Below are 21963 nucleotides of genomic sequence, written 5' to 3'. Positions count from 1 at the left end.
CCCCTAGCGTTCGTTTTTGGAAAAAAGAAGAAACCAGGTTCTTTTTTGGCGCAATGGAGTGGACTATCCAAGAAAGAGGGCTGACTTCAAAAGTCATTTTACGACTTTTGGGACGGCCCTCTTTTTCTTTATGCCATCTTTGTTATATAATACAATTGTGAATTTTCTAAAACATAAAACAGGGGGATGGGAGAATGAACGCACCGCTTGTTCTGACCCATTTTTTAGACCGCGCTGTCGCTCTGTACGGGGACAAGCCGGCGATGATTTGTTCCGGACGGACGGTGACATACAGGCAGCTTGGCGAACGAGTGTCGAGGCTTGCCAACGGGCTGCGGGGGCTTGGCGTTCGCAAAGGCGACCGCGTGGCGTACTTGGCGCCCAACACGCTCGAGATGCTCGAAGGGTTTTACGGTGTGTTTGAAGTGGGAGGGGTGATGGTGCCGCTGAATACGCGGCTGAAACCGGATGATTACGTTTTTATTTTGAATCATAGCGAAACGAAAGTGTTGTTTGTGGATCAGGAGCTGTACGGGCTGATTGCACCGGTCAAAAACAAGCTTGAAACGGTCGAGGAGATCATTGTCCACCATAAAACAGAGGCGGCGATTGATGAAACCGCTTACGAAGAATGGCTCGCCGCCCAGTCGTCAGCGCCGGTTCCGCGCCCGATGATCGATGAGAACGATATATGCAGCTTGCTATATACAAGCGGGACGACAGGCAACCCAAAAGGAGTCATGCTGACGCATCGGAACAACTATTTGCATGCGCTTGTGACGATGCACCATTTGCGTGTGTCCGACCGCGATACGTATTTGCATGTGTTGCCGATGTTCCACGTCAACGGCTGGGGGGCTCCGTTTTATTACACTGCCAACGGAGCAACGCAAATCGGTTTGCGTAAAGTCGATCCGAAAGTCATTTTTGATCTTGTCAAGGAACATCAGGTGACGGTTATGCATATGGCTCCGACTGTGCTCAATATGTTGCTGCAATATTATGAGCAATATCAACCAGATGTCCCGGAAGGCGTGCGGGTCGTCATCGCCGGTTCTGCGCCGCCGCCGGCGTTTGTCGCACGCGTTGAGGAAAAGCTCGGCTGGGAGTTTATCCAGGTGTACGGCATGACCGAATCGTCTCCGCTCAGCACGATTTCGCTCATTCGTCCGCAGCTTGACGGACTGCCTGTGGAGCAAAAGCAGCGGCTGAAAGCGAAAGCCGGCTATCCGATGATCGGCTGCGAGGTGAAAGTCGTCGACGAGAATGGAGAGGAAGTGCCGAAGAATGGACGGGCGATCGGTGAGGTGATTGTCCGCAGCCATGGCGTCATGAAAGGATATTGGAAAAACGAAGAAGCGACCGCCGCAACGATCCGCGACGGCTGGCTGTATACCGGCGATATGGCGACCGTCGATGAATACGGGCATATTGATATCGTCGACCGGAAAAAGGATATTATTATTAGCGGAGGAGAAAATATTTCGTCGATTGAAGTCGAAGGGGCGCTTTATGAACATCCTGCTGTGCTCGAGGCAGCGGTCATTGCCGCGCCGCACGAAAAATGGGGGGAAACGCCGCATGCGTTCGTCGTCGTTCGACCCGGGCATACGGTGAGCGAAGAGGAGCTGATCGCCTTTTCGCGGGAAAAGTTGGCCCACTTCAAAGCGATTACGGGTGTTACGTTTGTGGATGAGCTGCCGAAAACAGCCTCCGGAAAAATTCAGAAAGTACACTTGCGCCGCCAATATTGGGATGCAATCGGAAAATCGGGTCGCTATGTCAACTGATGATACAGGCATGTGTCTTCAGACGGACAGAGGAGAGCGCATCGAATGAAATGGATAAGGCGGCGGGCGTGCCGGCAAGGCGGTAAGGCGTCGCCGATTGCGCAGACGGCTAGGCGGTACTAGGCGGTAGAAAGAAGGGAGAAAGCGATGATCAGATCGACCGAGCGAATCGCCGCGGCGGATGTGTTGCGTGGATTCGCCTTGCTCGGCATTTTGCTTGTCAACATGCGTTATGTTTCCTCGCCGGCGTTATACGACGACGGCGTCAAGGGCAGTGATTTTGACCGAGTTTTCGTTGCCGTCGTGGATGTGTTGTTTGAAGCGAGCGCCTATCCGTTGTTTGCGTTTTTATTCGGGTTCGGGGCGATGACCATGTTCCGCCGGATCAGCAGCCGCGGAAAGCGGCCGATTCCGATTCTGTTGCGCCGCTTCTTTCTTTTGCTTGGGATCGGCATGGCTCATGCGTTTGGCCTTTGGTTTGGCGATATTTTAATCCCCTATGCGGTCGCCGGATTCATCATGTTTTTCTTGTTCGCCGCCCCGCCGCATTGGTGGCGGACGGCGGCTGTCGCTGTCTTTCTTCTTTTTCACGGCCTTATGGTGCTGCTAATGGCCCTCAGCATGTGGACAGGAGGAACGAAACCAGTTGGCGGCCACGAGGCTGAGGCGGCCGCAGCGGTTCGTCATTATCAAAGCGGAACGTTTGGTGATGTGTTTTGGCAACGGTGGAACGACTGGATGTATATCAACGGCGATGGAGGGCTTTTGCTTACGGTGTTGACCGTGCTGCCGTTTTGTTTGCTTGGCGGCTATGCCGCCGACCAACGTTGGCTTGAAGCCGACCGTCACTCGCCAGCCAAGCTGCGCCGCCTGATGAGGTGGGCGCTATGTTTTGGTTTAGCGCTGAAAACCATTCCGTATTGGGCTGGGGTCAACGACTTGACCATGTACATCCAAAACAGCTTTGGAGGCGCCGCATTGGCGGTGTTCTACGCGGCGGCAGCCGTGTTTATCTGCGGGAAACGAAGTTGGCAGCGCGCTTGGCGGTGGTGGCAAGACGTTGGCAAAATGTCGCTCACCCATTACCTCGCGCAATCGCTCGTTTGCACGTCGCTGTTTTATGGTTATGGGCTTGGGTGGTACGGACGCACAAGCGCATGGCAGGAGATGTTGATTGCGTTTGCCTTGTATGCGACTCAAGTGTGGATAAGCCGCTTTTGGTTTGCGCGTTTTCATTATGGCCCGGTTGAGTGGATGTGGAGGTGGGGGACATACGGAACGCGGCCGCCGTTTCGCCGCCGGCCGGGGCAATAAAAACCCCGCTTACTGAACGGACGGGGAAGGCGATTCAAAAATCCTCGTTTGCTGCAAATATTGGTTGATCAATTGGTCAAGCTCTTGGCTGCATTCGATCGTCTCTTTGGCCGTGAACCCATACGTGAGCGCCAATTCAATCATTTGTTGTCGTTTTTCTTCAATTTGCAACAGAACCATTTCCTTCACCATCAATCGTTTGAAATGTTGGTTGAGGCATGCCGCGTCGATGCAAGACGTTTGTTGCATGACGAAAGTCGCAATCGACGCCCTAGTGGAAACTAAACATTATTATACATATCCCGACGAAAAAAGGAAGCGATTCGGGAAAATAAGTGATAAATTTCCTAATTTAGACAAAATTCTACAAAAGCAGGACTTTTTCGCCTCGATGGCGAATATCATCCTCAACGCGCCAAAATGACGAAGACGGGTGGAAGAGAAGAGTTCACGAAGCGTCCGCTGCATAACAAAGAAAGGGAGAGAGGCACGATGAAACTGATCACCGCACTTTTCGATGGAGAAACGTTTGTTGGAGCCGTGCCGCAAGGAGACGACCGGGCGGTTCATTTGCGCCGCGCCGAACGGGCGATGGATGGAACGGAGACGATGCCGACGACGATGGTTGAAGCGATTGCCCAAGGGGAGGAGTTTCTCGTACGGGCGCAAAAAGTGATTGACTGGGCGCTAGGCCATCCGACGCGGGAGTACGTTTATCGCCTCAACGATGTCCGTCTTTTGGCCCCGATCCCACGGCCGGCGAAAAACATTTTTTGCATCGGCAAAAACTATGTTGATCACGCGCTGGAGCTCGGCGGCGCCGATGTGCCGGAGCATTTGATCGTCTTCACGAAAGCGCCGACAACGGTCATCGGTCATGAGGAAACAATTTTGCGCCATGCCGATGTCACGGATGAAATGGACTATGAAGGGGAGCTGGCGGTGGTCATCGGCAAACAAGGGCGGGCGATCCGCCGCGAAGACGCGCTTGATTACGTATTTGGATACACGATCATCAACGATGTGACAGCAAGAGATTTGCAGGAGCGGCACCAACAATATTTTCTCGGCAAAAGCTTGGATACATTTTGCCCGATGGGGCCATGGATCGTGCCAAGCAAATTTGTGCCAAATCCAAACGATTTGCGCATCGAGACACGGGTCAACGGCGAAGTGCGCCAGCAAGCCAACACGAAACAATTGATTTTTTCCATTGAATCGATCATCGAGACGATCTCCAAAGGCATTACGCTTGAGCCGGGCGACATCATCGCGACAGGAACGCCGGCTGGAGTCGGCAAAGGGATGAACCCGCCGCGCTTTTTGCAGACGGGTGATGTCATTGAGGTGACGGTGGAAGGCATCGGCATGTTGCGCAACAAAGTGGGAGAGTAAACGGCGAAAGTGAGGAAGCCCCCATTGATGTTCGAAAGGCGTCCTCTTGAAAGAAAGGGCGTCTTTCGTTTTCGTGAAGTTTGTCAACCGTCCGCCCGCCGTGCTATGATTAGGAAGGAACAAGGAATGATTGGAGGGATGGACGTTGACGCATGCCCATATTACGAGCTGGCTCATCACGATTGTTTTGTTTTTCCTTGCGGTGTCGATGGAGCGGCAAGGGGCGGGCAAAGCCAAGATCGTGCAAATGGTGTTGCGGCTGTTTTACATTCTCACGATCGCGACGGGCCTGCTTTTGCTGCATAGCATTGCTTCGATATCCGCGCTTTATTGGCTAAAAGCGCTTGCCGGGCTGTGGGTGATCGGAGCGATGGAAATGGTTTTAGCAGCTGTAAAAAAAGGAAAAAGCGCGGCGGCAGGATGGACGCAATGGGTCATTGCCCTTGTGGTGACGCTGTTCCTTGGCCTGTTGCTGCCACTTGGTTTTGACTTATTCTAAAGCGAAGCGGCAGCCTTCTATTGGTTGCCGCTTTTGTCGAAGGCGAAAATATGATATGGTAAAACAAACAATGTTTTTTGAATTTTTCGACCTCGTTGGTCAGCGGGAGGGGGCATGATCGTTTATGCGTTGGTTCTGCTGCCGCCGCGCCGAGGAGCTGGATCATTTGCTCAGGGAGCATAGTTCTTCCTTGGATGAGCCGTTGTTTGTCCAAATCGCGGGCAATGATGAGGCAGCAGTGCGCCATGCGGCCGCCGCGTTAGCCCGTCGTTGGCCGCACGCCCATATGGTTGGGATGGCAGGACCGCTGCCAATGGCCGGGGAGGCGAATCTCGCTGTTGGCGTCGCGTCGATGACGTCTTCAACCGTTTCGTCGTTGGCGCTGCCAGCTGATGAGTTTGACCGCCCGGATGGATTGGCGGCGTTGATCGCGGAGGCGGTCGTTCGTCACGATACGACGTTGCTTTTGTTGTTTACGAATCACCGCTCGGCTTTGCCGCCCTTGCTTCGCCGCTTGCCGCTTGCAAACGAACGAATGGTTATCATCGGCTGCGCGCTTCCCGAGGGCAGCGTGTTATTTTCGCCCGACGGTCGGCTTGAGCGCGGAGGAATCGCCGTCTCTTTCAGTGGAACAGCGCTTCGCGGCCACTGTATGGCCCCGTTTTTATGGGAGCCTGTCGGACGATCCTTCTCCATTACGAAAAGCAGTGGCCAACAAATTGATGAGCTTGATGGACAAAAGCCGTCATGGTATTTGGAACGGTATTTAGGCAAAGAATTTATGGACCGTCTGCCGCTTTCCGGAGTGGAATTCCCGTTTCTTATCGAACGAAACGGGCGCGATGTCTGCCTGCCGATTGTCGCTCTCCATTCAGACGGTTCCGTTGCCGTAAGAGGTCACGTCCATGATGGGGAAAAGGTTCGTTTTTCCTATGTTCATGCCCCGTCCCTTTACTGGAGCGCGCGCGACGCCGCCATGCATGCGGCCAAGCAATCGGCTGAGGGGATGTTCTTTTACTACAGCGCGGCGCTCAGTGGGTATACGCGTCCGCTATTTGACGGGGTTATGTCTGCTTTTGGACAGGCTGCATTCTTTCCGGCTGTCGAAGTATTCGTGAAAGACGCACATACAGCTACAGCGGTGTGGACGGCTGCGTTTGCCGCTGTGTCGCTGACGGAGACAGCGGCATCAGCGGAGAACAGTTTGTCGTCGCCATTGCCGGCGCCGCCGGAAGGAATCATGACGCTCGCCCAGCTCATGTCCACGTCCTCACGCGATATGGGGCGCCTGCATGTTCGCCTGCAAATGTCAGAGCAACGCTACAAATCGTTGTTTGAGCATAACACGGACATTGTCTATTCCACAGATTTGCACGGCCGTTTGACAAGCGTCAACCCCGCTTTTGAGCAAGTGCTCGGTTACAAGAAAGAAGAGATTTTGTATACGAATTCGCTCAAGTATATTCATCCGAACGATATCCCCCGTGTTACCCGCTACTTTTATCGGGCGCTGCGCGGAAACGTGCAAACGTACAACTTGGAAATTCCAACAAAATCGGGGGAGCGGCTTCTCTTCCAAATGAAAAACATTCCGATTATTGTTGATGGAAAAAAAGTCGGCATTTATGGCATCGGGCACAACATTACCGAGCAAAAAAAGGCCGAGGAGAAAATTGCTTATTTGGCGTACTACGATCCGGATACGAACTTGCCGAATCGGACGAAATGGATGGAGCTGTTGGCCGGGCAACTGGAGAAAGCGAAGCAGAAACAGCGGAAAATTGCCGTTATTTTGATTGATTTCGACCGGTTTAAATGGATTAACGACAGCGTCGGCCATTACGCCGGAGATGACATTTTGCGCCAGCTTGTCGAGCGCATTCGCCGCGTCTTGCCGCCTAGTGCGGAGCTTGGCCGATTTCATGGCGACAAGTTTTGCTTGCTTTTTCCGCTCAAAACAGAGGCCCAGGCGGCGACGGAAGCGGCGCTCCGCATCGTGCGCGAAGTGGCGCGGCCGATTGTGTACGACGGAAAGGAATTTTTCGTTACGGCAAGCGTTGGTCTAGCGATGTTTCCAGATGATGGAGAGGACGAACATGCACTGCTTCGGCACGCTGATATGGCGGTCAATATGGCGAAAAAAGGCGGGGGCAATCGCGTGGAGCGCTACTGCCCCGAAATGAATGCCGAAATGATGCACCGGCTTGAAATGGACGGCTATTTGCGAAAGGCGATCGAGGAAAACGAACTGTTCCTCTGCTACCAGCCGATTGTCGACGTACATACCGGCGCGGTCATCGCGACGGAAGCGCTGGTCCGTTGGCGGAATCCGAAGCTTGGGCTTGTGCGTCCGGACGAGTTTATTCCGTTGGCGGAAGAGACGGGCTTGATTCATGAAATCGGCCGTTGGGTGCTGCAAACCGCTTGCCGGCAGACAAAGCAATGGCAAAGGGAGACAGGAAACGATAAACTAGCCATTTTCGTCAACGTTTCTGCTGTGCAATTTCAGCACGAACGGTTCGTTGACGACGTGAAGCAAGCGCTCAAGCAGTCGAATTTGTTGCCATCATGTTTGCGTCTTGAACTGACTGAACATTCCATGCTCCGTCATCTATCGAGCACGATGCGCACTTTGGATGAGTTGAAGCGGCTTGGCGTCGGCATCGCCGTCGACGATTTCGGCAGCGGGTATTCTTCGTTTCATTATTTAAAGCAGCTGCCGGCGACGATTTTGAAGATTGACCGGGCGTTTATCGAACGTCTCCATACAAATGCGTCCGACGCCGCCATTGTCAAAGCAATCATCACCATGGGACGCGGGCTCGGACTGGAAACGATCGCCGAGGGAGTCGAGGCATTGGAGCAGCTCGAGCGGCTTCGCGATTTGCAATGCAGTTATGCCCAAGGATATGCGCTCTGCCCGCCGCTTGTCGCTGAGGAGATTGCCGCATACATGACCGGACGCCAGATGAATCAGTTGTAAAGATGCTTGCCCACCGCCTTGAAAAAAGGAGGCGGCAGCCTGTGGCACGAGGCGGAGACGTTCGGTCAACAGCGGGAACCCGCCCGGCCGCTTTTGTCCTCAGCCTATTTGGGCGCAAATCGCCCGTTCGCCGCTGTTGAATGTTATTTCAAATCGGTCGGCCGGCATCGGCCCGCGTTCATAGTAATGATGGACGCTGGCGATTTGCTCTGTATTGTCATAGATCATAAAATTGACGCCGGATGATTTGGCAAACAATAAGCCGTTGTAGCAGTACAGGCAGTCGTAAAGCGAAAACCCAAGATGGTTCAGCCATTGGACGTATTGAAAAAAGGACGGATTGGGAAGCGAGGCAATCCATTGCCGGTACGCGTATGTCAGCTGTTTGCGGAAGCGGATGCGGTCGCCGTCAGTGAGGGGGAAGATGCCGAGGTCGGTCGCGATCGTGCCGTTTTCCTGCCACCGTCCGGACAGCCAATGCCCATAGCGGAACAGTTCAATCCCTTGCTGGGCCATCTCCTCGACTAACGCCGCTTCCTCTGCTTCCTCATCAAAAAACACCCATTCATTGTTGACAAACTCCGCTGTTCCTTGCACGTAAGCCCGCGGCTGTTCAGCAATGCACTGCAGGCGCTCTTCAATATTCAATGTCTCTCATCCTCCTTGTACTTCTCTTTTTTTCCACCTTTTCGTCCGTTTATTCACGTTATTGTTGACATCGGACAATTCATCGAAATGACCCGTGGTGCATAAAATGGAATCATGCCGATGCGGGGAGGGCTAGCGCCTTGGGGAAAATGGCGGCAGCCCACGAGATCCGCAAGAAAAAAGAACGGGCGATCCAAAGAACAATGCGAACAGTTCGGCGAAGAACAGTTGCCTGTCATTTTGATAAGGAAAGGATTGGTTCGTATGTGTGGCATTACTGGCTGGGTGCATTTCGGGCGCGATTTGCGCCGTGAGCGGAAAACGATTGCCGAGATGACAGAGACGCTCGCGAAACGCGGGCCGGATGATACAAATACATGGCTTGACGTCCATGCCGCGTTCGGGCATAAGCGGCTCGTTGTGGTTGACCCGGCTGGCGGCAAACAACCGATGATCCGGAACAAAAACGGACGGCGTTACACAATCGTTTACAATGGCGAGCTGTACAATACGGAAGACATCCGGAAGGAGCTGTTGCATAAAGGTTACCGGTTTGACGGCCACTCCGATACGGAAGTGCTGCTCGCCGCTTATATCGAATGGAAAGAACAATGTGTTGACTGGCTCAACGGCATTTTTGCCTTTGCCGTTTGGGATGAAGAACGGGAGCAGCTATTTATGGCGCGCGACCGGCTCGGGGTCAAACCGCTGTTTTATCGCCAAGATGCCAAGGAGCTTTTGTTCGGATCTGAGATCAAGGCGATTTTGGCCCATCCGGATGTGAAAGCGGAAGTCAATTATGAAGGCTTGGCGGAAGTATTCGGGCTGGGGCCGTCGCGCACGCCGGGGCACGGCGTGTTTTGCGGCATCCAAGAATTGCGCCCCGCGCACGCGTTGACTTTCTCACGCAACGGGCTTCGCATTTGGCGGTATTGGAATGTCGAAAGCGACGTCCATCGCGATTCATTCGAGGAAACGGTCGAAAAGCTGCGCTTTCTATTGACGGATGCGGTCACGCGCCAACTCGTTTCCGATGTGCCGGTCTGCACATTTCTATCCGGTGGAGTCGATTCAAGCGCCATTACAGGGATTGCCGCCAATGCCTTTGCGACAGCTGGAAAAGGGCCGCTTCATACGTACTCGATCGATTATGAAGGAAACGATCAGTATTTCCGGGCAAACGATTTTCAGCCAAACACCGATGCACCATTTATCGAACAGGTGTCAAACCAATTTCAAACGGTTCATCATCGCTGCGTGATCACGCAAGAAGAACTGTTCCGCCATTTGCATGAAGCCGTCATCGTCCGCGACGTTCCGGGCATGGCTGATGTCGATTCGTCGCTTCTTTGGTTTTGCAAACAAATTCGCGAGCAGTTTGTCGTCAGTTTGTCTGGAGAATGCGCCGATGAGATTTTTGGCGGCTACCCATGGTTTCATCGCCCGGACGATTTGGCGCGCAAAGGATTTCCATGGATGCGCTCGATTGAGGCGCGCATCGGGTTGTTAAAGGAAGAATGGCGGCAAAAGCTCCGCCTCGACGATTACGTGCAAATGCGCTATGAACAGACGATTGCCGAAGTGCCGCGCCTGGAAGGGGAAAGTGCGGAAGCAGCGAAGCGGCGCGAGCTGTTTTATTTAAATATGATTTGGTTTATGACGACGCTCCTTGACCGAAAAGACCGGATGAGCATGGGAGCGAGCTTGGAAGTGCGTGTGCCGTTTGCCGATCATCGGGTTGTGGAATATGTCTGGAATATCCCTTGGGAAATGAAAATGTACGGCGGCCGCGAAAAAGGCATTTTGCGCAAGGCGTTGGAAGGGCTGCTTCCGGAGGAGGTGCTCTATCGGAAAAAAAGCCCGTACCCGAAAACGCATCATCCATTGTATACGAAGCTGGTGAAGCAATGGCTTGAACAGCTGCTTCGCGACCGTTCTTCGATTTTACACGAGTTTTTTGACGCGGAAAAGTTGACGGCGCTCGTTGAATCGGAAGGGAAGTCATTCGAGGTGCCTTGGTTTGGACAGCTGATGACCGGTCCGCAACTGCTTGCCTACCTTGGCCAAGTGCACGTTTGGTTTGACCATTACGGCATTCATATTAAAGAATAAGAGCTGCGCTGATGCGCAGCTCTTATTTTTTCGTGGCGGGAGGCTTCATGCCATTTTCGCTTGCGGCGCCACCGTCTTTTTCATCCAGACGCGCGACCGCCAGCGCCGAAGCATCAACAGTCCGCGCAACGTTTACCGTATTTGACTTGCTGTATGTGAAACAAGGCTGTTTGTATATGACGGAAAACGGGCGCGAGTTTGCCATCGGCAGCGGGCAATATTTGCTGTTGATCCCCGACCGCGAACATTACGGACACCGCCCGTGTGAAGAGAAAACGGAGCTTGTTTGGCTGCACTTTTTGCTGCCGGACTACACGGTTGCTCCGGACTGCCCGGCGAGCCGGCAAACGGTGATGGAAAAAGAGGCGACGTACACTGAGCCAATCCAATACCGGCTTTCGATCCGTCAATATGGGGAGCTGAAACAACGGGAGCGCGCCGAACAGCTGCTCGCCCAACTTGTCGAGCCGAACGTGGAGCGGGATATGGACCGGCCGCTCCGACAGCTGCTTTTGTTTGTGGAATTTCTTTGGCACTTGCAAAAGCAGGAGCTGTCCGTCCCAAGTGCAGCGGAACAAGTCAGTGCGGCGGCGGTGGCGTACATCGAACGACATTTCAACGAGCCGATTACGCTCGAAATGCTTGCGAAAGGGCTCCGTTTTCATCCCGATTACATCACCCGCTGTATGCAAAAAACGATGGGCATGGGATTTAGCCGTTATTTGACGTATTACCGCCTGTCGAAAGCCAAGCAATGGCTTGCGGAAACGAATGAAACAGTCGAGGCGGTTGCCAAGCGGGTCGGCATTGATGATGGCGCGTATTTTTCGCGTGTATTCAAAAAGATGGAAGGGATGACCCCGACCGAATACCGGCGCATGGCTAGGCGTACATAAAACCGGCGCAGCGAACCGCTGCACCGGTTTGTGATCAAAGCAACACATGGCTGCGCCATCTTACCAGCTTTCAACTTTATAGAGCACAAACCCATACGGAGGCAAAGAGGCGCAAAGCGTTTCCGCCTCGGCCGCAAACCGCTCTCCGGTCAAGAGGTCAACAAGCCATTTTCCGCGAAGGTCGAGCGGGAGCGGAATGTCGGCGGCATCATTGCTTCGGTTGATGATGACGAGCACGGTTTCAGCGCCGTCAATTTTTTCATACACGAGATGGTTAGGGTTGTCGTCGGCGGAAAGAAAGGAGACATCTCCGCGCCGGAGCGCCCGGTGCTGCTTCCTTAGCGCAATCAGCCGCTTGACATGCGCCAACAGTTCGCGGTTTTGGTGCTCCGGATCCCACACCATACATTTCCGGCACTCCGGATCGTTTCCGCCCGTCATGCCGATCTCATCGCCATAGTAAATGCACGGCGAACCGGTGAACGTCAGCTGGAACAAAAACAACAACTTCGCTTTGCGGACGTCGCCGCCGCAAACCGTAAGCAGCCTTGGTGTATCATGGCTGCCAAGCAAGTTGAATGTCGCTTCGTTCACCTGTTTCGGATACGAATGAAGAAGTCGGATCATGATATCGGCAAACTGGCGGGCGCTGATTTCCTCTTTCGCGAAAAAGCGAAGCGCCCCGTCCGTGAACGGGTAGTTCATGACGGCGTCAAACTGGTCGCCGCGCAGCCAAGGCATGGCGTCATGCCAAATCTCGCCGAGAATGTACACATCGGGCTTTAGCGCCTTCACTGCCTGCCGGAATTCGCGCCAAAATTGATGATCGATTTCGTTCGCCACATCGAGCCGCCAGCCGTCAATATCAAACTCGCGAATCCAGTATGTCGCGACATCAAGCAAGTAGCGCTTCACTTCCGGATGAGCGGTGTTGAGTTTCGGCATGTGCGGCACGAACGCAAATGTGTCGTAGTTCGGGCGCGGCTCGGTTTGGAGCGGAAACTCGCGAATATGGAACCAATCTTTATACCGAGAGGCTGCGCCGTTTTTCAGCACATCTTGAAACGGGGCAAACTCATAGCCGCAATGATTGAAGACCGCATCGAGCATGACGCGGATCCCTTTTTCATGGCAGCGCTTGACAAGTGTTTTCAACGTCTCTTTGTCCCCAAAGTGCGGGTCGATTTCAAAATAATCAGCGGTGTCGTATTTATGATTCGACGGTGCGCGGAAAATCGGTGTCAAGTAAAGGCCGGTGATGCCAAGGTCAGCCAAGTAATCGAGATGGTCGATAATTCCTTGCAAATCCCCCCCAAAAAAACTTGTCGGCGTTGGGTCTTCGCTTCCCCACGGCCGCGCTCCTTCCGGACTGATGGCCGGGTTGCCGTTGGCGAACCGCTCAGGGAAAATTTGATACCATACGGTGTCTTTTACCCAGCCCGGCGCTTGGAACAGGTCGACCCGATGAAGAAAGGGAAAGCAAAAGTAGTAAGCGGTGTCGTCACTCGGAGCTTCATGGTAAAATCCTTTTTCCGTATAGACCAGTTGTTCGCCCCCAGCTCGAAGCACAAACCCATAGCGCAGCCGCCGATATGGCGGTCTGACCTCGGCGAACCAATAGTCAAATCGTTCGTCGCTTCCCGTTTTCTGCATCGGCATCGTTTGAAACTGCCAGGCGCCGTCTTGCCACTCGTACGGGTCGCCGTGCAACAGCTCCACCCGATCAACATCATCTTTTTTTGTCCGAAGCCGAAGATGAAGCGTTTCGCCATCATAGGCATAGGCGAAGTTGTCAGTCGGGCGGTGGTGAATGGCTTCTTTTTGCATCATCGTTCCCCCTCTTGAATCCAATTTGGGTAAAAGCAATCGTTTGCATGATAGACTTCCGTTAAACAAAGCGTACGCCAATGTAAAAAAAAAGTCAAATTTCATAGAAAATAAGCTTGTAAAATGAAAAATAGACGATATAATAGAGTTGAAAGGTGCAATCGTTTTCATTGGAGTGATTGCGATTTTAATGCGCAAACGGTTTCGCTATGGTTGCACTGAAAAAGAGTCGATCAAAAGAGGAGGGAGAGCATGAAGAAAACATTGTCTTTGTTTCTCATGGCTGTGCTGCTCGTGGGCGTGCTCGCTGCCTGCGGACCGAAACGGGACGTTCAACAGCCGAAAGAAAGTCAAGGAACGACCGAAAAGGCGGAAAAACCGGACAAACTGGTCGTTTGGGTGAACGACGACGAAAAGCAGAAACAAGCATTAAAAGATATTTTCCAAAAGTACACAGAAAAAACCGGAATCAAAATTGAGATGGTTGGGGTCAACATGCTCGATCAAACGAAAAAACTAGCGCTCGACGGACCGGCTGGCAAAGGGCCGGATGTGTTCTACCAGCCGCATGACCGCATCGGCGACATTGTGCTGCAAGGATTGGCCGATCCAGTCGACCTTGGTGATGCGAAAGGCGAGTACAGTCCGACGGCCATCAACGCGGTCACCTATGACGGAAAGACGTATGGCGTGCCGCTGGTCGTTGAAACATACGGCGTGTTCTACAATAAAAATTTAGTGCCGGAAGCGCCGAAAACGATGGATGACTTGATGAACATCGCCAAGGAAAAAACGAATGCGGCCAAAGACCAATACGGCTTTTTAATGGAAGCGACGAACTTCTATTTCGTTTATCCGTTCTTCGCCGGCTATGGCGGCTATGTGTTTAAAAATGAAAACGGCAAATACGACATAAGCGACATTGGGCTCGCGAATGATGGAGCCGTCAAAGGAGCCGAGCTCGTCCAATCGTGGTTTAAAAACGGCTACATTCCGAAAGAAATCACCGGCGATATTATGAACGGGCTGTTTACGAAAGGAAATGTGGCCGTTGCCATCACCGGACCATGGAACATCCCGTCGTATAAAGAAGCGTTGGGCGACAAATTGGCGACGGCGCCGCTGCCGGTTTTGGACAACGGCGAGCATCCGAAATCGTTCGTCGGCGTAAAAACATGGATGTTATCAGCCTATTCACAAAACAAAGAATGGGCGGTCGACTTCATGAAGTTTGTCACGAACGAAGAAAACTCGCTCCACTACTATGAAGTGGCCGGTGAAATGCCAGCAAACCAAAAAGCGTTGACGAACGAAAAAATCACGAACGACCCGCTGATCGCCGGCTTTGCGGAGCAAATCCAATACGGCGAGCCGATGCCGAACGTGCCGGAAATGTCGCAAGTGTGGGAGCCGATGGGCAATGCGTTGCAATTTATCGCGAAAGGCGACAACCCGAAAGCGGTGCTCGGTGAGGCAGTGAAAACGATTCAAGATAAAATCGCCGCCAGCGGCGCTGGAAAATAACGAGTGATGTCGTGGTGGATAGGATCAGCCCTATCCACTATTCTTATCCATATGATAGGGGGGATTGGAATGCCGGAAGCAAACGTCCGCCATCGGCCGGCGGTGGCGATGGCGCTGTCTTTGTTGTTTGCCGGCCTTGGGCAGTTGTACAACCGCCGGTATGTCAAAGGCATCTTGTTCATCATCATTGAAGCTTCGTTTTTGCTGACGTTTTACAACTTTTTAAACATCGGGCTGTGGGGGCTTGTGACGCTTGGCGAAATCCCGATGTTGGATCATTCGATTTTTCTGTTGATTCAAGGGTTGATGTCGGTCATCATCATCGCATTTGCCGCCGCCCTGCATATTGCGAACATCATTGATGCACGCAACGACGCCCGCCGCCGGCAAAGGGGCGAACCGTTTCCGTCGCTGTGGGAATCGTGCCGCAACGCTTGGGATAAAGGATTTCCGTACATCTTTGTCACGCCCGGGCTTGTGATGCTGTTGTTTATCGTCGTGCTGCCGCTGTTGTTTATGGTGTCGCTCGCCTTTACCGACTACAACTTGTACCACTCGCCGCCGCGGCATTTATTGAACTGGGTTGGATTGGAAAATTTCAAAAACTTAGTGTCGATTCCGATTTGGAAAAGCACGTTTTTCAGCGTCCTCGCCTGGACGATCGTTTGGACCGTGGTGGCGACGACGGCGCAAATCGCTCTTGGCCTGTTGTTGGCGCTTCTTGTCAACGACCCGCGCATCAAGTTCAAACGTTTCATCCGCACGGTGCTCATTTTGCCGTGGGCCGTGCCGGCGTTTGTTACAATTTTAGTGTTTGCGGCGATGTTTAACGACAAATTCGGCGCCATCAACCGTGAAGTGTTGAGTTTGTTCGGATTGTCGATCCCATGGATGACCGACCCGTTTTGGACGAAAGTCGCGCTCATTTTGATTCAGACGTGGCTTGGCTTCCCGTTCGTCTTTGCGCTGTTTACCGGCGTTTTGCAAAGCATTTCCCGCGACTGGTACGAAGCGGCCGACATCGACGGGGCGACGCGCTGGCAAAAGTTCAAATCGATCACGCTGCCGCACGTCCTGTATGCGACCGCACCGCTGTTGATTATGCAATACGCCGGCAACTTCAACAACTTTAACATCATCTATTTGTTCAACGACGGGGGGCCTGCGGTGCGCGGGCAAAACGCCGGTGGCACCGACATTTTGATTTCTTGGGTGTACGATTTGACGTTCACGACGAACAACTACAATATGGCGGCGGCGATCTCGCTCATCATCGGCTTGATCGTCAGCGGGTTTGCCATTTACCAGTTCCGGCGCACCCGTTCCTTTAAAGAGGAGGGGAACATTTGATGAACCGCAAATGGAAATCGCGCGTGGAAGTAGCGCTCATTTATTTGTTTATCGCCTTCATGTTTGTCGTCATCGCCTATCCGCTCCTTTGGACGATCAGTATGTCGCTCAATCCAGGAACGAGCCTGTATTCGGCGTCGCTCATCCCGGAGAAGTGGTCGTTTGAGCACTATAAGTGGTTGTTTACCAGTCCGAACAGCGATTATTTGCTTTGGTATAAAAACAGCTTGTTTGTCGCTGCGGCCAATGCGGTGTTATCTGTCTTTTTCACGGCGCTCATCGCCTATGCGTTTTCGCGCTACCAATTCGTCGGGCGGAAAACGGGGCTGTATTTGTTTTTAGTGTTGCAAATGTTTCCATCGCTCATGGCGATGGTCGCGATCTATATTTTGCTCAATATGCTCCATTTGCTCGATTCGCTTTGGGGGCTCATTCTTATTTACGTCGGGGGGCAAATCCCGTTTAACGCGTGGCTGGTCAAAGGCTACTTTGATACGATTCCGCGCGAGCTGGATGAGGCGGCGCGCATCGACGGTGCCGGCCACTTCGGCGTCTTTTTCCGCATTATGCTGCCCTTAGCCAAGCCAATTTTAGCCGTTGTCGCCTTGTTTAACTTCATGGCGCCGTTCACCGACTTTTTGCTGCCGTCGATCGTGTTGCGCGACCCGGACAAATTTACATTGGCGGTCGGGCTGTTTAACTTCATCAGCGACCGGTTTGCGAACAACTTCACCCGCTTTGCCGCCGGCTCGATTTTGATCGCCGCGCCGATCGCCGTCGTCTTTTTGTTCCTGCAACGGTATTTGATTTCCGGCTTAACGGCCGGTGGCACAAAAGGGTAAGAACCGCTATCATAAATAGTGGGCTTACCCGTTTCCGAATGAGCAAATGAATCGGGAAGGGAGGAATGGAAATGGGGAACCGGCTCTTTATGCTGCTCGTCCTTCCGTTCCTTCTTTTTTATGCCTGGCCGGTGCAGGCGGCGGAGAAAGAAGAACGGACGTGGCAAGATGAAGCGATTTATTTCATTATGGTCGACCGGTTTAACAATATGGATCCGACGAATGACAAGGGCGTCAATGTCAACGATCCGAAAGGGTATTTCGGCGGCGACTTGAAAGGGGTGACGGCGAAACTCGATTACATCAAGGAGATGGGATTTACGGCCATTTGGCTGACGCCGATTTTCGAAAACATGCCGGGCGGATACCACGGGTATTGGATCAAAGATTTTTATCGCGTTGATCCGCATTTCGGCACGCTGGATGATTTGAAGACGCTTGTCAAAGAAGCGCACAAGCGCCATATGAAAGTCATCTTGGACTTTGTCGCCAACCATGTCGGCTACGACCATCCATGGCTTCGCGACCCGGCGAAAAAAGATTGGTTCCATCCGAAAAAAGAGATTTTCGACTGGAATGATCAAACACAACTAGAAAACGGATGGGTGTATGGGCTGCCGGATTTAGCGCAGGAAAATCCAGAAGTCAAGAAATATTTAATCGATGCGGCCAAATGGTGGATCAAAGAAACGGACATTGACGGCTATCGCCTCGATACGGTGCGCCATGTGCCAAAATCATTTTGGCAGGAGTTCGCCAAAGAAGTGAAATCGGTGAAACAAGACTTTTTCCTTCTTGGCGAAGTGTGGAGCGACGATCCGCGCTATATTGCCGAGTACGGCCAATACGGCATCGACGGTTTTGTCGATTATCCGCTGTATGGCGCGGTGAAGCAGTCGCTTGCTAGGCGCGATGCATCGCTCCGGCCGTTGTATGACGCCTGGGAATACAACAAAACGTTTTACGACCGCCCGTACTTGCTCGGGACGTTTTTGGACAATCACGATACCGTGCGGTTTACGAAACTTTCGATTGACAACCGCAACAATCCGATTTCACGCATCAAGCTGGCGATGACGTATTTGTTCACCGCCCCTGGCATCCCGATCATGTATTACGGGACCGAAATCGCCATGAACGGCGGCCAAGATCCGGACAACCGCCGCTTGATGGATTTCCGCGCCGATCCGGAGATCATCGATTACTTAAAAAAAATCGGCCCGCTCCGCCAACAGCTGCCGTCTTTGCGGCGCGGCGATTTTACGCTCCTGTATGAAAAAGACGGCATGGCGGTGTGGAAACGGCAATATGAAGATGAAACAACGGTTATCGCCATCAACAACACGGGCGAAACGCAGCACGTTCACCTAACGAACGACCAGTTGCCAAAAAACAAGGAACTGCGCGGCTTTTTATTGGACGATCTCGTCCGCGGCGATGGCGACGGATACGATCTTGTGCTCGACCGCGAAACGGCGGAAGTGTACAAGCTGCGGGAAAAAACTGGGATCAACGTTCCGTTTATCGCCGCCATCGTATCGGTTTACGTATTGTTTCTTTTGTTTTTGTATTTGGTGAAAAAACGGGCGAAGCGGATGCCGGAATAGAGGGAAAGGAGGGACCTTATGACCGTTACGATTAAAGATGTGGCGAAACGCGCGAACGTTGCGCCGTCAACCGTCTCGCGCGTCATCGCCGACAGCCCGCGCATCAGCGAGAAGACGAAGCAGCGGGTGCGCGAGGCGATGAAAGAGCTCGGCTATCATCCGAACTTTATCGCCCGCAGCCTCGCGAGCCAAATGACGCAAGTGATCGGCATCGTCATGCCGAGCTCCGCCGACCAAGCGCTGCAAAACCCGTTTTTCCCGGAAGTCATCCGCGGCATCAGCAAAGCCGCCCATGAAAAGCGATATGCTTTGCAAATGTCGACCGGAGAGAAAGAGAACGACATTTACGAGCGAGTCGTGGAGATGCTGCAAGGACGGCGCGTCGACGGCGTTATTTTGCTTTACTCGCGGCAAAACGATAAGCTCATGAAGTACTTGTTAAAGCATGGCTTTCCGTTCGTCGTCATCGGCAAACCGCACCAAAAAGCGGAACAAGTGACCCATGTCGACAACGACAACGTCCAGGCGGGGAAAGATGCGGCAAACTGGTTGATCGCCCGCGGGCACGAACGCATCGCGTTTGTCGGCGGCAATCCGCAATATTTGGTGACCGTCGACCGCCAAACCGGCTACGCCGCGGCCTTGCAGGAGGCGGGGCTTCCGTACCGGCCGGAATACGTCGTCCATGCAGAATTTTTGCAGGAAGGCGGCCAAGAGGCGATGAAGGAGCTTCTTTCGTTGCCTGAGCCGCCGACCGGGCTTGTCGTCGCCGATGATCTCATGGCGCTCGGCATCTTGAAAACGCTTGATGAAATGGGGCTTGGCGTCCCGGAAGATGTTTCGATCGTCAGCTTCAACAACACGCTGCTCGCCGAAATGTCGCGTCCGCCGCTCACGTCGGTTGACATCGGCATTTTTCAGCTCGGCTACGAAGCGGCGAAAAGTTTAATTGAGAAAATCACCAACCCGAATGAACCGATCAAACGCATCATCATCCCGCACCGGCTCGTGGAGCGTGGGTCGTGTGCACAGCGTTAGAAAGAAGCGGTGTTGGCAAAGAGACGTCCGTCGTATTGGCGGGCGTTTTTTGTTTTCGAGCATGATCATATTTTCATTTTGGTCACCATGCAAAAGTATTGTGGACAGCGTATGTTCAGGTTTGGAAGGAAGAAACGAAAAAATTAAGGGAAAATTAAGCAACCCTTTGGATAATCGGAGTGTCGATGCTTATTTGAAATGGAGAAAGGGGAATGCGAAGTGAAAAAATGGATCATCGCGTTGGTCGCGATTGTGGCTGCAGCCGGCGCCGGCGGTGCATGGTACTTCACGCAGGCCAAAAGCGAGCCCGCCATGGCTCAGACGGCGACCGCTTCAGTGCAAAAAGGAACGTTGGAAGTGAAAGTGAGTGGATCGGGAACGGTTGAGTCCGTAACGAGCACGGACATTCAAGCTGACGGCAGCAAAGAAGTGGATGAAGTGCTCGTTTCCGAAGGGGAAACCGTGACGAAGGGGGAAGACCTCATTACATTTACTGATGGCAGCGATCCGATTGAAGCGCCAGCAGCTGGAACGATCACCTCGCTCGACGTGGAAGAAGGAGACCGCGTCAATGACGGACAAGTCGTCGCCCATCTCACCAATTACAGCGATTTGCAAGTAAAAGTGCAAGTGGATGAGCTTGATATTCCAAAAGTGAAGGTCGGACAAACCGCTGCGATTAAGATCAACGCTTTTCCTGAGGCGACATATACCGGAAAGGTCACCTCCATCGCCAAAGAAGGGACGGTTTCGAACGGTGTGTCGACTTTCGATGTGACGGTGCACATCGATAAACCGACGAATGTGAAAATCGGCATGACAGCGGAAGTAAGCATTTTAGTCGAAAAGAAAGATAATGTGTTGTATGTTCCGATCGAAGCGGTTCACACGATGAATGATGAAAAGTTTGTGCTTGTCGTCCAACAGTCGGCGGACGGGAGCAGCACGGCTGTGCGCCAAACGGTGAAAACCGGCATTAGCAATGAAGACAACATTGAAATTACCGATGGATTGAGCGAAGGGCAAATCGTGAAGCTGCCGAGCGTTTCTACTTCCTCCAGTACGAATAATCCAGGGCGGCAAGAAAGAATGATGGGCGGGATGCCAGGGATGGGCGGCATGCCAGGAGGCGGAATGAACCGTCGGACAGGTGGCCAGCCATGAGAGGAAGGAGGAGAATCGTATGTTGATGATTGATATTCAAGGGATGACGAAAGCGTACCGTTTAGGAGGAGAAACGGTGCATGTGCTGCGCGGGGTTTCATTGCAAGTCAAACGAGGGGATTTTGTTGCGATTGTCGGTCCCTCTGGTTCGGGCAAGTCGACGTTGATGAATATGATCGGCTGCCTTGATCGCCCGGATTCCGGCAGCTACCGGCTCGACGGGAAGGAAGTCAGAACGATGAAAGAGGATGAACTCGCCGTCATTCGCAATCAAAAAATCGGATTTGTATTTCAAAATTTCAATCTTCTATCCAAACTGACGGCGCTGGAAAACGTTGAGCTTCCCCTCATTTATCGGGGAGTGAAGGTGAAAGAAAGGCGAGCCATTGCCTATGAATGCCTTGAAAAAGTGGGGCTGCAGGAGCGAGTCCACCATTTGCCCAACCAGCTGTCAGGCGGCCAACAACAGCGCGTCGCCATTGCCCGCGCTCTTGTCGGCCATCCGCCGATTTTGCTCGCTGACGAGCCGACCGGCGCGCTTGACAGCAAAACAAGCAAAGAGATTATGCACATCATGAAGCAGCTCAATGAGCAAGGGCATACGATCGTACTCATCACCCATGATTGGGAAGTCGCCAGAGAAGCGAAGCGGATCGTCCGCATTCAAGATGGCGAGTTGTTGGAAGAAAGAGGTGAGTTCGTTGGGGCTTCTTCCATCCATTAAAATGGCGTGGCGCAGCATTCGCGGCAACAAGTTGCGCTCCTTTTTGACGATGTTGGGCATGATCATCGGCGTATCGTCCGTCATCGTGCTCGTCTCCATCGGTCGAGGCTCAAGTGAGCAAGTGACAAGCCAAATCAATCAGCTCGGAACGAATTTATCTTAATTAGGCGAGAAGACTCCCACTTCAACGAAGCGAAGCGGAGTAAGTGGGAGATGAATCGCCTTAACTATATTTTGCTGAAAATAGGAT

Annotated in this window: 17 protein-coding genes and 1 pseudogene; 15 read left to right on the top strand and 3 right to left on the bottom strand. The window is 52.7% G+C overall.

All coding sequences use genetic code 11. From position 1 onward, the window contains the following. The first annotated feature begins 194 nt into the window (after nt 1-194). Together CV944_RS05125 and CV944_RS05120 are read left to right on the top strand one after the other, a co-directional pair. The gene (locus CV944_RS05125) at nt 195-1790 is read left to right on the top strand and encodes a fatty acid--CoA ligase (protein WP_100663927.1); all 1596 of its coding nucleotides are present in this window, start codon (nt 195-197) and stop codon (nt 1788-1790) included. A 147-nt stretch (nt 1791-1937) separates the two neighbouring features. After that, nucleotides 1938-3104, top strand: coding sequence for a DUF418 domain-containing protein (locus CV944_RS05120; RefSeq protein WP_033024816.1), 1167 nt, complete (start codon nt 1938-1940; stop codon nt 3102-3104). Between the two features lie 9 nt (nt 3105-3113). On the opposite strand, the gene CV944_RS05115 is transcribed toward CV944_RS05120, so the two are convergent. Beyond that, nucleotides 3114-3296 carry an aspartyl-phosphate phosphatase Spo0E family protein gene (locus CV944_RS05115; RefSeq protein WP_013523088.1) on the bottom strand — a complete coding sequence of 61 codons (183 nt, stop codon included), beginning with the start codon at nt 3294-3296 and terminating at the stop codon, nt 3114-3116. 300 nt (nt 3297-3596) lie between these two features. On the opposite strand from CV944_RS05115, the gene CV944_RS05110 reads away from it, so the two are divergent. From CV944_RS05110 to CV944_RS05100, 3 genes are all read left to right on the top strand, one after another. Further along, nucleotides 3597-4499, top strand: a complete 903-nt coding sequence (locus CV944_RS05110) for a fumarylacetoacetate hydrolase family protein (RefSeq protein WP_033005596.1) — start codon at nt 3597-3599, stop codon at nt 4497-4499. Between the two features lie 145 nt (nt 4500-4644). Beyond that, complete coding sequence (locus CV944_RS05105; RefSeq protein ID WP_100663937.1) at nt 4645-4998, top strand: YisL family protein; 354 nt, start codon at nt 4645-4647, stop codon at nt 4996-4998. A 124-nt stretch (nt 4999-5122) separates the two neighbouring features. After that, a complete protein-coding gene (locus tag CV944_RS05100; RefSeq protein ID WP_100663926.1) occupies nt 5123-7981 on the top strand; it encodes an EAL domain-containing protein in 2859 nt (952 codons plus the stop codon). A gap of 99 nt (nt 7982-8080) precedes the next feature. On the opposite strand, the gene CV944_RS05095 is transcribed toward CV944_RS05100, so the two are convergent. Continuing rightward, nucleotides 8081-8629, bottom strand: a complete 549-nt coding sequence (locus CV944_RS05095; protein WP_044746224.1) for a DUF2777 domain-containing protein — start codon at nt 8627-8629, stop codon at nt 8081-8083. A gap of 264 nt (nt 8630-8893) precedes the next feature. Between CV944_RS05095 and asnB the strand changes: the two genes are divergently transcribed. After that, nucleotides 8894-10741, top strand: coding sequence for an asparagine synthase (glutamine-hydrolyzing) (asnB, locus tag CV944_RS05090; RefSeq protein WP_063330274.1), 1848 nt, complete (start codon nt 8894-8896; stop codon nt 10739-10741). Between the two features lie 47 nt (nt 10742-10788). Then, on the top strand, nt 10789-11637 hold the full coding sequence (locus tag CV944_RS05085) for a helix-turn-helix transcriptional regulator (RefSeq protein ID WP_233204972.1): 849 nt from the start codon (nt 10789-10791) through the stop codon (nt 11635-11637). Between the two features lie 60 nt (nt 11638-11697). On the opposite strand, the gene CV944_RS05080 is transcribed toward CV944_RS05085, so the two are convergent. Beyond that, on the bottom strand, nt 11698-13464 hold the full coding sequence (locus CV944_RS05080; RefSeq protein WP_100663925.1) for an alpha-glycosidase: 1767 nt from the start codon (nt 13462-13464) through the stop codon (nt 11698-11700). Between the two features lie 252 nt (nt 13465-13716). Between CV944_RS05080 and CV944_RS05075 the strand changes: the two genes are divergently transcribed. From CV944_RS05075 to CV944_RS05040, 8 genes and pseudogenes are all read left to right on the top strand, one after another. Continuing rightward, complete coding sequence (locus CV944_RS05075; protein WP_100663924.1) at nt 13717-14988, top strand: sugar ABC transporter substrate-binding protein; 1272 nt, start codon at nt 13717-13719, stop codon at nt 14986-14988. A 69-nt stretch (nt 14989-15057) separates the two neighbouring features. Beyond that, nucleotides 15058-16338 carry a carbohydrate ABC transporter permease gene (locus CV944_RS05070; RefSeq protein WP_033024827.1) on the top strand — a complete coding sequence of 427 codons (1281 nt, stop codon included), beginning with the start codon at nt 15058-15060 and terminating at the stop codon, nt 16336-16338. Next, complete coding sequence (locus CV944_RS05065; protein ID WP_100663923.1) at nt 16338-17180, top strand: sugar ABC transporter permease; 843 nt, start codon at nt 16338-16340, stop codon at nt 17178-17180. Before CV944_RS05070 ends, CV944_RS05065 begins: the two co-directional genes overlap by 1 nt. Before the next feature lie 71 nt (nt 17181-17251). Further along, nucleotides 17252-18787: an alpha-amylase family glycosyl hydrolase gene (locus tag CV944_RS05060; protein WP_063330269.1), complete on the top strand. Its 1536-nt coding sequence runs from the start codon at nt 17252-17254 to the stop codon at nt 18785-18787. A gap of 18 nt (nt 18788-18805) precedes the next feature. Beyond that, nucleotides 18806-19825, top strand: coding sequence for a LacI family DNA-binding transcriptional regulator (locus CV944_RS05055; RefSeq protein WP_013146183.1), 1020 nt, complete (start codon nt 18806-18808; stop codon nt 19823-19825). Between the two features lie 198 nt (nt 19826-20023). Then, nucleotides 20024-20989 carry an efflux RND transporter periplasmic adaptor subunit gene (locus tag CV944_RS05050; RefSeq protein WP_033024830.1) on the top strand — a complete coding sequence of 322 codons (966 nt, stop codon included), beginning with the start codon at nt 20024-20026 and terminating at the stop codon, nt 20987-20989. 19 nt (nt 20990-21008) lie between these two features. After that, the gene (locus CV944_RS05045; protein ID WP_033024831.1) at nt 21009-21713 is read left to right on the top strand and encodes an ABC transporter ATP-binding protein; all 705 of its coding nucleotides are present in this window, start codon (nt 21009-21011) and stop codon (nt 21711-21713) included. After that, nucleotides 21691-21870 (top strand): annotated as a pseudogene (locus tag CV944_RS05040) (ABC transporter permease); the annotation flags it as partial. The gene CV944_RS05045 and the pseudogene CV944_RS05040, both read left to right, overlap by 23 nt. Nucleotides 21871-21963: the final 93 nt, after the last annotated feature.

The sequence above is a fragment of the Geobacillus sp. WSUCF-018B genome, from assembly GCF_002809985.1.
GTDB lineage: Bacteria > Bacillota > Bacilli > Bacillales > Anoxybacillaceae > Geobacillus > Geobacillus thermophilus.
The sequence above is the reverse complement of the archived record's forward strand: the minus strand, read 5'-3'. Positions and strand labels throughout refer to the sequence as shown.

Coding starts and splice junctions, on each gene's coding strand:
- CV944_RS05125 (WP_100663927.1), top strand. CDS start 195: ATGAACGCACCGCTTGTTCTGACCCATTTTTTAGACCGCGCTGTCGCT.
- CV944_RS05120 (WP_033024816.1), top strand. CDS start 1,938: ATGATCAGATCGACCGAGCGAATCGCCGCGGCGGATGTGTTGCGTGGA.
- CV944_RS05115 (WP_013523088.1), bottom strand. CDS start 3,296: ATGGTGAAGGAAATGGTTCTGTTGCAAATTGAAGAAAAACGACAACAA.
- CV944_RS05110 (WP_033005596.1), top strand. CDS start 3,597: ATGAAACTGATCACCGCACTTTTCGATGGAGAAACGTTTGTTGGAGCC.
- CV944_RS05100 (WP_100663926.1), top strand. CDS start 5,123: ATGCGTTGGTTCTGCTGCCGCCGCGCCGAGGAGCTGGATCATTTGCTC.
- asnB (WP_063330274.1), top strand. CDS start 8,894: ATGTGTGGCATTACTGGCTGGGTGCATTTCGGGCGCGATTTGCGCCGT.
- CV944_RS05085 (WP_233204972.1), top strand. CDS start 10,789: ATGCCATTTTCGCTTGCGGCGCCACCGTCTTTTTCATCCAGACGCGCG.
- CV944_RS05080 (WP_100663925.1), bottom strand. CDS start 13,464: ATGCAAAAAGAAGCCATTCACCACCGCCCGACTGACAACTTCGCCTAT.
- CV944_RS05075 (WP_100663924.1), top strand. CDS start 13,717: ATGAAGAAAACATTGTCTTTGTTTCTCATGGCTGTGCTGCTCGTGGGC.
- CV944_RS05070 (WP_033024827.1), top strand. CDS start 15,058: ATGCCGGAAGCAAACGTCCGCCATCGGCCGGCGGTGGCGATGGCGCTG.
- CV944_RS05065 (WP_100663923.1), top strand. CDS start 16,338: ATGAACCGCAAATGGAAATCGCGCGTGGAAGTAGCGCTCATTTATTTG.
- CV944_RS05060 (WP_063330269.1), top strand. CDS start 17,252: ATGGGGAACCGGCTCTTTATGCTGCTCGTCCTTCCGTTCCTTCTTTTT.
- CV944_RS05055 (WP_013146183.1), top strand. CDS start 18,806: ATGACCGTTACGATTAAAGATGTGGCGAAACGCGCGAACGTTGCGCCG.
- CV944_RS05050 (WP_033024830.1), top strand. CDS start 20,024: ATGGAGAAAGGGGAATGCGAAGTGAAAAAATGGATCATCGCGTTGGTC.
- CV944_RS05045 (WP_033024831.1), top strand. CDS start 21,009: ATGTTGATGATTGATATTCAAGGGATGACGAAAGCGTACCGTTTAGGA.